The 8,892-nt window shown below is 70.7% G+C and carries 7 protein-coding genes; 6 read left to right on the plus strand and 1 reads right to left on the minus strand.

Annotated elements, in window-relative coordinates; genetic code table 11:
* On the minus strand, positions 1 to 367 hold a 367-nt coding region (locus MCM47_RS44220), incomplete at its 3' end, for a LacI family DNA-binding transcriptional regulator (protein WP_238951639.1).
* Between the two features lie 153 nt (positions 368 to 520).
* Between MCM47_RS44220 and MCM47_RS44225 the strand changes: the two genes are divergently transcribed.
* The 6 genes from MCM47_RS44225 to MCM47_RS44250 all read left to right on the plus strand — a co-directional run.
* The gene (locus MCM47_RS44225) at positions 521 to 1,813 is read left to right on the plus strand and encodes an ABC transporter substrate-binding protein (protein ID WP_238951156.1); all 1,293 of its coding nucleotides are present in this window, start codon (positions 521 to 523) and stop codon (positions 1,811 to 1,813) included.
* Between the two features lie 11 nt (positions 1,814 to 1,824).
* On the plus strand, positions 1,825 to 2,787 hold the full coding sequence (locus MCM47_RS44230) for a carbohydrate ABC transporter permease (protein ID WP_238951640.1): 963 nt from the start codon (positions 1,825 to 1,827) through the stop codon (positions 2,785 to 2,787).
* Complete coding sequence (locus tag MCM47_RS44235; protein ID WP_238951641.1) at positions 2,787 to 3,605, plus strand: carbohydrate ABC transporter permease; 819 nt, start codon at positions 2,787 to 2,789, stop codon at positions 3,603 to 3,605. Before MCM47_RS44230 ends, MCM47_RS44235 begins: the two co-directional genes overlap by 1 nt.
* A gap of 8 nt (positions 3,606 to 3,613) precedes the next feature.
* Positions 3,614 to 5,974: a glycoside hydrolase family 3 N-terminal domain-containing protein gene (locus MCM47_RS44240; protein ID WP_238951200.1), complete on the plus strand. Its 2,361-nt coding sequence runs from the start codon at positions 3,614 to 3,616 to the stop codon at positions 5,972 to 5,974.
* Between the two features lie 106 nt (positions 5,975 to 6,080).
* The gene (locus MCM47_RS44245) at positions 6,081 to 7,430 is read left to right on the plus strand and encodes a PHB depolymerase family esterase (protein WP_238951153.1); all 1,350 of its coding nucleotides are present in this window, start codon (positions 6,081 to 6,083) and stop codon (positions 7,428 to 7,430) included.
* A 773-nt stretch (positions 7,431 to 8,203) separates the two neighbouring features.
* Positions 8,204 to 8,892: ABC transporter substrate-binding protein (locus MCM47_RS44250; protein WP_238951152.1), on the plus strand; the 689-nt coding region annotated here is incomplete at its 3' end.

The raw sequence follows: 8,892 nt of genomic DNA on the forward strand, positions 1-8,892 counted from the left end.
CCCCGAGGGGGCGCCGACGCAGCACCGCCTCGATCCACTCCGGTCCCGGTGCGTGGCGTGAACCGCTGCGGGTGACCACCATAGCCGCGCCGTGCTCGCTCGCCACGGCCTCGACACCGCGCAGGAGTTCCATCGCCCAGAGGCTGTCGAGCTCGTGGAAGACGATCTCGACGAGGGGCGCCTCGGCGCTGCTGCGCGCGGCGCGGCGGTAGTCGTGGGCGCGCAGGATCCGCTCGACGCGGACGCGGGTGGGCGCCGAGACATCGGTGCGGCCGTTGAGGACCTTCGAAACCGTCGAAACGGAGACCTCGGCCTCGCGCGCGACGTCGGCCAGCGTCACCCGCCCCAGTTCATCGCCCTTGTCCATGGACGCAGCATAAGCCATGCGCGACGCAGGGCAGTTGACGCATCACGCTTCAGTAACCGTCGGTACGAGGGATTGACCCGAAACGTCTCCGCAACCTAGCGTCCGGCGCAGCGTGGATTTCGAGAAGCGGGTCGAAACTTTAGGAGACTGCTGATGAAGCGACGCGCGTTAGCCGGTGCGCTCGGTCTGGCCGTGGCCGTGGTGGGGATGACCGCCTGCGACAGTGGAGGGTCCTCCGCGAGCGGGGACTCCGGCACGATCCACGTGCTGGTCTACGGGGACGCCAGCAACAAGGTCGAGAAGCAACTGGTCGAGACCTTCAACAAGAGCTCCAAGGTCAAGGCCGTCCTGGACACCATCCCCGGCGCGGACTACCAGGCCAAGCTCAACACCGTCATCAACACCCCGCAGGCGCCGGACGTCTTCTTCAACTGGGGCGGCGGGAGCATCCAGCCCTACGTGAAGTCCGGCCTGTTGCTACCGTTGGACGACATGATCGCCGCGGACCCGGGGCTGAAGAGCAACTTCCTGCCCTCGGTGTTCAACACCGCGGTGATCGACGGCAAGTCCTACGGCATCCCGATGCGCGGCACCCAGCCCGTGCTGCTGTTCCACAACAAGAAGGTGCTGGCGGACGCGGGCCTGAACGTCCCGAAGACCTGGGACGACCTGCTCGACGCCGTCCGGGTGCTCAAGGCCAAGGGCGTCACCCCGTTCGCCCTCGGCGGTGGTGACCAGTGGCCGACCCTGATGTGGTACGAGTACGTCTTCGACCGCGTCGCGGGCCCCGAGCTGTTCCGGAAGGCGCTGTCCGGCGACAAGGGCGCATGGGAGAGCGAGGACGCGAAGAAGGCCCTGGGCATGCTCAAGAAGCTGCTCGACGCCGGCGCGTTCGGCTCGAACTTCGACTCGGTGAAGTTCACCGACGGCGGCTCCCCGGCGCTGCTCGCCAAGGGCAAGGCGGCCTTCGAGCTGATGGGTTCCTGGGAGTACGCCACCCAGCAGGACGCCAACCCCGACTTCGCCAAGGGCAACCTCGGATACGGCGCGTTCCCCGGCGTCCCCGGCGGCAAGGGCGACGCGGCCAACGTGGTCGGCAACACCAACAACTTCTACTCGGTGCTGAAGAAGAGCAAGCACCCCGAGGCGGCGGCCGCCTTCCTGAAGCTCATGTACTCCGACGAGTTCGTCAAGGCGCAGCTGGCGATCGGCAACCTGCCGACCACCACCAGCACCGAGCAGTTCCTCGGCACCGCAGCCAACCCCGACTACTCCAAGTACCAGTACGACCTGGTCAAGGCGGCCCCCTCGTTCCAGCTGTCCTGGGACCAGGCGTACCCGCCGGCCGCCAGCACGCCGATCCGCACCGCCGTCCAGCAGTTCTTCGACGGCAGGCTCGACGTGGACGGCTTCGTCAAGGCCATGCAGGCCCTGCCCGCCTCCTGAGGGGAACCGCCATGAGTGCTTCCTCCTTCGTGTCCGCCTCCGGCCGTCGCAGGCGGCGGGCCGCCCCCGCGCCCCCCCCCCGGGCGGCGAGCCGGACCGGCGCCGGGGTGACCCGTCCGGGCCTCGTCTGGGCGGTCCCCGCGACGGTGTTCTTCCTGCTGTTCGCGATCGTGCCGCTGGTGCTGGTGGCGGTGCTCTCCTTCACCAGCTGGAACGGCGTCGACGCCCCGACGTTCAACGGCCTCGCCAACTGGAGCAAGCTGCTGCACGACCCGGTGATGACGCAGAGCATGTGGCTGACCCTGCTGCTGACCGCGGCCGGCGTGGTCGTGCAGACCCCGGTGAGCATCCTGCTGGGCGTGTGGGCGGCCGGCCACCAGCGCAACCGCGCCGTGCTGTCCGCGGTCTTCTTCGTCCCGCTGCTGCTGTCCGCGACCGCGGTCTCGGTGGTCTGGCGCGCCATCCTGGACCCCAACTTCGGCGTGCCCTCGGAGCTGGAATGGCTCTTCGGCGACGGCAACCTGATGGGCAGTCAGGGCAGCGCCGTCGCGGTGCTCACCTTTGTCGGCATGTGGCAGTGGACGCCCATGCACGCCCTGCTCTACCAGGGCGGCGCCCGGGCGATCCCGCAGGTGCTCTACCAGGCCGCGTCGATCGACGGCGCGGGCAAGGTACGGCAGTTCCTCCACATCACCCTGCCGCAGCTGCGCAACACGGCCATCACCTCGATGATCCTGATGGTGGTCGGCGGACTCACCACCTTCGACACCGTCCTCATCCTCACCCAGGGCGGTCCCGGCACCGACACCACCAACAGCGCCTACTACATGTACCGACAGGCCTTCAAGAGCTTCGACTTCGGCGCGGGCTCGGCGATCGCCCTGGTCCTCGTGATGGCCGCCACGCTGATCTCGCTCGCCGTCGTGCGCCTGTCCGGCTACGACAGGATGCGCAGCACCACGGAGGGACTGTGATGCGCCGGCGTCCCAACCACCTCGCCGGGCTCGGCTCGCTGGTCTGGCTGGCCCTGGTGGGCTTCCCGCTGTACGTCCTGCTGGTCTCCACCTTCCGGACCCGCTCCGACTACTCCTCGCAGGGGCCGCTCACCTTCCCCTCCGAGCTGACCCTGCAGAACTACGTCGACGACTTCTCCAACGGCTTCGGTCGGGACTTCCTCAACACGCTGGTGGTCACGGTGAGCGTGGTCGCCATCGTGCTGCTCGTGGTGCCCCCGCTCGCCTACGCCATCGTGCGGGTCCGGGGCAGGACCATCGGCACCGTCTTCCGGATCTTCCTGCTGGGTTTGGCGATCCCGGCGCAGGCCGTGATCGTGCCGATGTTCTACGTGATCAGCAAGGCCGGCCTCTACGACCACCTGATCGGCGTCATCCTGCCCACTGCGGCGTTCTGCCTGCCGGTGTGCACGCTGGTCCTCACCGGGGCCATGCGGGACGTCTCCGGCGAGCTCTACGAGGCCATGGCCCTGGACGGCGCCTCGCCGTGGCGGGTGTTCTGGCAGCTGGTGGTGCCGCTGTCCAGGGGCGGACTGTCGTCGGTCGTGGTGTTCGCCGCCCTGCAGGCGTGGAACGGCTTCTTGTTCCCGCTGATCCTCACCCAGTCGGAGGGCACCAAGGTCATCACCCTCGGCCTGTACGACTTCCAGACCGAGCACGGCGTCGACGTGCCCGGCCTGCTCAGCGCCGTCGTGCTGTCGATGCTCCCCGTCCTCGTCGTCTACCTGTTCGCCCGACGTGCCCTGGTCCAGGGCCTCATGGGAGTGGGAGGAAAGTGACCGGCAACATGAACCTCGCCGCCCCGGCCGCCGGCCCGACCGACCGCTGGCGCGACCGCGCGCTCAGCCCCGAGGAACGCGCGCACGCCCTGATCGCCGAGATGACGCTGCCGGAGAAGCTGGCCCAGCTGGTCGGCGTCTGGGTCGGCGCCTCCGACGAGGGCGGCGACGTCGCCCCGCACCAGCACGACATGGAGGAGGCACCCGACCTCGACGACCTGCTCCCCTCCGGACTGGGCCAGTTGACCCGGCCGTTCGGCACGGCACCGGTCGACCCGGCGCTGGGCGCGCTCTCGCTCGCCCGCAGCCAGCGACGCATCGCCGCCGCCAACCGGTTCGGCATCCCCGCCCTCGCGCACGAGGAGTGCCTGGCCGGGTTCGCCGCCTGGGGCGCCACCGCCTACCCGGTGCCGCTCTCCTGGGGCGCCACCTTCGATCCGGACCTGATCCGGCGGATGGCCGCCGCCATCGGCCGTGACCTGCGCGCGGTCGGCGTCCACCAGGGCCTCGCCCCGGTCCTCGACGTCGTCCGCGACGCCCGCTGGGGGCGGGTCGAGGAGACCATCGGCGAAGACCCCTACCTGGTCGGCACGGTGGCCACCGCCTACGTCCAGGGCCTGGAGTCCGCAGGGATCGTGGCCACGCTCAAGCACTTCGCCGGCTACTCCGCCTCGCGCGCCGGACGCAACCTCGCCCCCGTGGGCATGGGCGCCCGCGAACGTGCCGACGTCATCCTCCCGCCCTTCGAGATGGCGGTGCGCGAGGGCCGCCCCCGGTCGGTCATGCACGCCTACACCGACACCGACGGTGTCCCCTCGGCCGCCGACGAGGAGCTGCTCACCGGACTGCTGCGCGAGACCTGGGGCTTCGAGGGGACGGTGGTCGCCGACTACTTCGGCATCGCCTTCCTCAAGCTGCTGCACGGCGTCGCCGGGGACTGGGCCGAGGCGGCCGCCCTCGCCCTCACCAGTGGCGTGGACATGGAGCTGCCGACCGTCAAGACCTTCGGCGAGCCGCTGCTGCGCGCCGTCGAGGACGGGACGGTGCCCGAGGCGCTGGTCGACCGGGCACTGCGCCGGGTACTGGTGCAGAAGGCCCAACTCGGCCTGCTGGACGAGGACTGGGACGCCGTCCCGACGGCGCTCTCCGGCCGCCCGCTCGACGATCCGGGAAGGCTGCGGGGCTCGGTCGACCTGGACGGCCCGGAGAACCGCGCGCTGGCCCTGGAGATCGCCGAGCGGGCCGTGGTGCTGCTGCGCAACGACGGCACCCTGCCGCTGCGACACCCCCGCCGGATCGCGCTGATCGGCCCCAACGCCGACACCCCGACCGCGGTGCTCGGCTGCTACGCCTTCCCCGTGCACGTCGGAGGCCAGCATCCTGACGTCCCGATCGGCATCGAACTGCCCACGCTGCGCCAGGCCTTGACGGCGGAGTTCCCCGGCAGCGAGATCCGGACGGTGGCCGGGGCGAGCATCGACGGGTTCGAGACCTCCGGCTTCACCGAGGCCGTCGAGGCGGCCCGGCGCGCCGATGTCGTGATCGTCGCCCTGGGCGACCGGGCCGGGCTGTTCGGGCGCGGCACCAGCGGCGAGGGCTGCGACGCCGAGTCCCTGCGACTTCCGGGCGTGCAGCAGCAGTTGCTCGACACGTTGCTGGACACCGGCACGCCGGTCGTGCCGGTGCTGCTGGCCGGCCGACCCTACGCGCTGGGGCGTGCGGTGACCGAGGCGGCGGCCCTGGTGCAGACCTTCTTCCCCGGCGAGGCCGGCACCGAGGCGATCGCCGCGGTGCTCAGCGGCCGGACCGACCCCTCGGGCCGGCTGCCCGTCAGCATCCCGGCGCGCCCGGGCGTCCAGCCCTCCACCTACCTCGCCGCCCGGCTGGCCGGCCCGAGCGAGGTGTCCAGCACCGACCCCACCCCCGCGTTCGGGTTCGGGCACGGCATCGGCTACACGACGTTCGCCTGGACCGACCTCGAGGTGGAGCAGGACACCGTCGCGACCGACGGGGCGGTCGCCCTCGCCTTCACCCTGCGCAACACCGGCGACCGGACCGGCAGCGAGACCGTCCAGCTCTACCTGCACGACCCGGTCGCCAGCGTGGTCCAGCCGGTGCAGCGGCTGATCGGCTACCGGCGGGTCGCCCTGGCCCCGGGCACGCGGACGCGGCTCCGGGTCGGCATCCCGGCGGACGTCGCGTCCTTCACCGGGCGCGACGGGCGGCGCATCGTGGAGCCGGGGGAGTTGGAGCTGCGCGTCGCCGCCTCCAGCACCGACATCCGGCTCACCGCGACCGTCCGGCTGGACGGGCCGGTCCGCGTCCTGGACCACACCCGGCGCCTGCATCCGACGTTCCACTGCGTTTGACGCGCGTACCGGCGGAGGTCCCCGGTGCGTACCGCAGGTGCCGGCACGCCGGTGGTGGCACCACGACCTCCCTCCTACCCACGACACACCCGAACGGAGAGGCTCCATGTTCCGCTTCCGCTCGTTCACGTCCCGCTTACCGGGCCTGCTCGCGGCGGTCGGCCTCGCGGTCGGCCTGAGCCTGCAGGCGGCCCCGCAGGCCGCCGCCGCGTCGCTGACCCAGATCACGAACTTCGGCACCAACCCGACGGGTCTGCTGATGCACCTGTACGTGCCGAACAACGTCAGGCCCGACCCGCCGATCCTGCTGGCCCTGCACGGGTGCCAGGGGACCGGGCCCTACATGTACTCCAGCACCGACTTCGGGTCGCTGGCCGACCGGTACGGATTCCTGGTCATCTACCCCTCGACGAACCCCGGCGGCAGCTGTTGGGACGTCTCCTCCGACCAGGCGCTGACCCGCAACGGCGGCAGTGACCCGGTCGGGCTGATGTCGATGATCACGTACACGGAGCAGCACTACGGTGGCAACGCCAACGCCGTGTACGTGACCGGGGAGTCCTCGGGCGGGATGATGACCAACGTGATGCTCGCCGACTACCCCGACGTGTTCAAGGCGGGCGCGGCGTTCATGGGCGTGCCCTACCACTGCTTCCACACCGGCACCGTCCGCGGCTGGAACGGCCCCTGTGCCCAGGGCCAGGTCTCCATGACCCCGCAGCAGTGGGGCGATCTGGCGCGCGGTGCCGATCGCGGCTACACCGGTCCACGTCCCCGGGTGCAGCTGTGGCACGGTACCGCCGACACCGTTCTCAGCCACAACAACCTCGGTGAAGAGATCAAGGAGTGGACCGACGTCCTCGGCGTGAGCCGGACCCCGTCGGCCACCGACACCCCCGCCGCCAACTGGAACCGCACCCGGTACGACAACAGCGCCGGCGTCACCCAGGTGGAGGCGTACAGCATCGTCGGGGCCGGGCATCAACTGCCGGTGCAGGGGACGGCCATGGCGGCCACCGCCGTCCACTTCATGGGCCTGGACGGGGGGACGTCCGGCGGCGGCACGGCCGGCGCGCTGAAGGCGGTGGCCGCGGGCAAGTGCCTCACCGACGCGAACGGCACGGCGCTCGGAACGCAGCAGCGGATCTACGCCTGCAACGGCGGTGCGAACCAGGCCTGGACCCGTACGGCGTCGAAGCAGCTGACGGTGACCGTGGGCGGCAGCACGCTGTGCCTGGACGCCGAGGCGCACGGCACCAGCCCCGGCACCAAGGCGATCGTCTGGTCCTGCAACGGCCAGGCCAACCAGCAGTGGCAGCTGAACCCGAACGGCACGGTCACCGGGGTGCAGTCGGGGCTCTGCCTGGACGTGGCCGGGCTGGCCACCGGTGACGGCACGCCGGTCCAGCTGTGGACCTGCAGTGGCGGCAGCAACCAGCAGTGGAAGCTGGGATGACACCGGGCGCGCGACTCCCTGCGCGCCCGGCTGCGACCGCCCGACCGTGACGGAGCCCCGCCTCCGCCCGTTCCCGTCCCCGGCGAAAGCGGTCCGGCGGCGCGGAGGCGGACCCGGCTGCCGATCACCCGCATGCCCCGGAACCGGTCGGCCCGCCGCACCCTGACGGTGCGGCGGGCAGCCGGCGTCGACCATGTTCTCGGCCCGGTCGCCGGTGTCGCACCAGCCGCCGGGGACGTCCGACCGGTGGTCTCGCACGCCGCCGGGCGCGGGACGCTCGTGTCGCCCCTGTTCGGCGCCCCCCCCGCCGGTGGCCGGCGGGGCCCGGAGCACGGGGGAGCCGGTGCAGGGGAGCCCAGTGCAGGGGAGTCCGATGCAGGGGAGTCCGATGCATGGGAGTCCGATGCATGGGAGTCCGATGCATGGGAGTCCGATGCATGGGAGTCCGATCCGTGGGAGCGCTCCCATCGCCGTTCAGCCCAGCTCGGCCATCGGAGCGTCAAGGGGCGGTAACAGGCCGGAAATCGGCCAGGACCTCGCCGCGCCGCAGGTCAAGATTGGGTAACGGGCGGGGGCGGGTCTTGTCGACCCGATTGTTAGCGCTAACAATCTCGTCTCGAGCGCAACCGCGTCACCACCGCGCCCGGATGGACGGGATGGTGCCGCGTCGCCCCTGGGCCGCACCTCGGCCCCTCAGTCGCTTCGCCCCACCCCGTGAACGCGGGCCGTTGCCGCCGTCCGTGCGATCGACGATTCCGAGAGGAAGTCCCCACATGTCCAAGAGAGTTGCTTCGGTCCTGGTCACCGGTGCGATGGTTGCCGTCCTCGCCGCCTGTGGTTCCGGCGGCGGAGGCTCGGCCGACAAGGGTTCCGGCCACAAGCTCGTCGTGGGGTTCTCCCAGGTCGGCGCGGAGAGCGGTTGGCGCACCGCCAACACCAAGTCGATCCAGGAGGCCGCGAAGAAGGCCGGCGTCGAGCTGAAGTTCTCCGACGCGCAGCAGAAGCAGGAGAACCAGATCAAGGCGATCCGCTCGTTCATCCAGCAGAAGGTCGATGTGATCGCCTTCTCCCCGGTGGTGGAGTCGGGTTGGGACACGGTCCTGAAGGAGGCCAAGGACGCGCACATCCCGGTCATCCTGACCGACCGCGCGGTGGACTCGAAGGACGAGTCGCTCTACGTCTCCTTCCTCGGCTCGGACTTCGTCGAGGAGGGCAAGAAGGCAGGCGAGTGGCTGGTCAAGGAGTACGCGGCCGCCAGTGGTGACGTGAACGTCGTCCAGCTGGAGGGCACCACCGGTTCAGCGCCGGCCAACGACCGCAAGTCCGGCTTCGCGGACGCCGTCAAGGGCGAGCCCAAGTTCAAGGTGGTCGCCTCGCAGACCGGCGACTTCACCCGCGCCAAGGGCAAGGAGGTCATGCAGGCCTTCCTGAAGTCGCAGCCGAAGATCGACGTGCTGTACGC

Origin of the sequence: Kitasatospora sp. A2-31, assembly GCF_022288725.1 — a bacterium.
Classification (GTDB): domain Bacteria; phylum Actinomycetota; class Actinomycetes; order Streptomycetales; family Streptomycetaceae; genus Kitasatospora.

Excerpts from the sequence above, each read along its gene's own strand:
- MCM47_RS44245 (WP_238951153.1), top strand. The coding sequence starts at position 6,081 with ATGTTCCGCTTCCGCTCGTTCACGTCCCGCTTACCGGGCCTGCTCGCG.
- MCM47_RS44240 (WP_238951200.1), top strand. The coding sequence starts at position 3,614 with ATGAACCTCGCCGCCCCGGCCGCCGGCCCGACCGACCGCTGGCGCGAC.
- MCM47_RS44235 (WP_238951641.1), top strand. The coding sequence starts at position 2,787 with ATGCGCCGGCGTCCCAACCACCTCGCCGGGCTCGGCTCGCTGGTCTGG.
- MCM47_RS44225 (WP_238951156.1), top strand. The coding sequence starts at position 521 with ATGAAGCGACGCGCGTTAGCCGGTGCGCTCGGTCTGGCCGTGGCCGTG.
- MCM47_RS44230 (WP_238951640.1), top strand. The coding sequence starts at position 1,825 with ATGAGTGCTTCCTCCTTCGTGTCCGCCTCCGGCCGTCGCAGGCGGCGG.